The sequence below is a fragment of the Streptococcus sp. GMD4S genome, assembly GCF_000296955.1.
This window is the reverse complement of the sequence record NZ_AJRE01000182.1, coordinates 1-1,933: the sequence shown is the minus strand read 5'-3', so window position 1 is coordinate 1,933 and position 1,933 is coordinate 1. Positions and strand designations below refer to the sequence as shown.

Below are 1,933 nucleotides of genomic sequence, written 5' to 3'. Positions count from 1 at the left end.
TGTCATAGATATTTTCAATAAATCCCGTCCGAATCTCCGAGATGTGAATCAGCCCTGTCACCCCTGTCTCTAACTCAACAAAGGCACCGTAGGGCTGAATTCCTGTAATACGCCCAGTCAGCTTATCACCAATTTTCATTCTAGTCCTCAATTTCAATCGTTTCAATTACTACATCTTCAACTGGTTTGTCCATTGCACCAGTCTCAACAGCTGCAATGGCATCCAAGACCGCAAAAGATTCAGCATCTAGCAACTGCCCGAAAACAGTATGACGACGGTCAAGGTGAGGAGTTCCACCTTGTTCTGCATAAATCTCAGCGATCGGTTCAGGCCAGCCACCACGCGCAATCTCTTTCTTAGAGTACGGCAAGTGTTGGTTTTGCACGATAAAGAACTGGCTACCATTGGTATTTGGGCCCGCATTGGCCATAGAAAGGGCACCACGGATATTATAGAGTTCTTCAGAAAATTCATCTTCAAAAGAGTCACCGTAGATTGACTCGCCCCCCATACCAGTACCAGTTGGGTCTCCACCTTGGATCATAAAGTCCTTGATAATTCGGTGGAAAATGACACCATCATAGTAACCATCTTTTGACAGAGCAACAAAGTTAGCCACTGTTTTAGGAGCATGTTCAGGGAAGAGCTTGATACGCAAGTCTCCGTGATTTGTCTTAATGGTCGCAAGAGGACCTTCTACTGTTTCAATTTCTACTTGTGGGAAATGCAATTCTTTTTCTACCATACCAAATCCTTCTAAAGCATCAAAAATGCCATCTTCTTCTACTGTTTTTGTAATATAATCTGCTTTTTCTTTGATTTTATCATGGGAAACACCCATAGCAATACTGATTCCAGCATAATCAAAGAGTTCCAAGTCATTGAGACCATCCCCAAAGACCATGACATTCTCTGGTTTTAAGCCTAGATGTTCTATCACCTTGGCTACACCAGTTGCTTTGGATCCTGAAATCGGCACGATATCAGATGAATGTTCATGCCAACGCACCATGCGAAGTTTATCTGATAAAGACTCTGGTAAGTGCAAGCCATCCCCTTTATCTTCAAAGGTCCACATCTGGTATATGTCTGCTTTTTCATGGAAGTCAGGATCCACATCCAAGTTCGGATAAATCGGATCAATAGCCTCACTGATCAGTTCTGTTCGCGTGGAGAGTTTGGCATCATGACTGCCAACCAAGCCATATTCAATTCCCTCTCGCTTAGTCCAAGAGATATACTCTTCAACATCTGACTTGTCAATCTGATGTTGATAAATGACCTGGCCTTTTTTATCTTCTATATAAGCCCCATTCAGAGTTACAAAAAAGTCTGGATTGAGCTCACGAATCTCTGGAACGACACCGAAAATACCGCGCCCAGAGGCAATTCCTGTTAAAATTCCTTTTTCACGCAACTGTTTAAAGACAGTCAGGGGTGACAGGGCTGATTCACATCTCGGAGATTCGGACGGGATTTATTGAAAATATCTATGACATTTTAAAAATTGGCGATGAAGTTCAAGTTCAGGTGGTGGATTTTGACGAATACACTGGAAAGGCTAGTCTTTCTATCCGTACTCTGGAAGAGGAAAAACATCAATTGCCAAGACGGAGACGTTTTTCAAATGATCGGATCAAGCACGGTTTTGCACCACTTGCCCGAATGATGCCTGTTTGGACGCGTGAGGCACTGGAGCATTTAAAGAAGAAGCCATAAATACGATTATCTAAATCATTTGTAATATTAACATTATTTGTTATAATAAAAGTATGAAAGAAGAACAATTATTAAAACCAGGAGAGCGAATCAATCAGCTCTTGTCGACAGATATCAAGATCATTCAAAATAGAGAGGTGTTTAGCTATTCGGTGGATAGTGTTCTTTTATCACGCTTTCCTCGCTTCCCTAAACGGGGTTTAATTGTGGACT

At 41.9% G+C, this 1,933-nt stretch carries 1 protein-coding gene and 3 pseudogenes; 2 read left to right on the top strand and 2 right to left on the bottom strand.

All coding sequences use genetic code 11. From position 1 onward, the window contains the following. Positions 1-166, bottom strand: a 166-nt coding sequence (locus GMD4S_RS08405; RefSeq protein ID WP_192808344.1) for a S1 RNA-binding domain-containing protein, incomplete at its 3' end; no start/stop codon positions are given. Further along, positions 141-1,433 (bottom strand): annotated as a pseudogene (locus GMD4S_RS13880) (Cof-type HAD-IIB family hydrolase); the annotation flags it as partial. The gene GMD4S_RS08405 and the pseudogene GMD4S_RS13880, both read right to left, overlap by 26 nt. Between GMD4S_RS13880 and GMD4S_RS08395 the strand changes: the two are divergent. Further along, a pseudogene (locus GMD4S_RS08395) lies at positions 1,430-1,720 on the top strand (S1 RNA-binding domain-containing protein); the annotation flags it as partial. The pseudogenes GMD4S_RS13880 and GMD4S_RS08395 sit on opposite strands and share 4 nt — an antisense overlap. 53 nt (positions 1,721-1,773) lie before the next feature. Then, a pseudogene (locus GMD4S_RS08390) lies at positions 1,774-1,933 on the top strand (SAM-dependent methyltransferase); the annotation flags it as partial.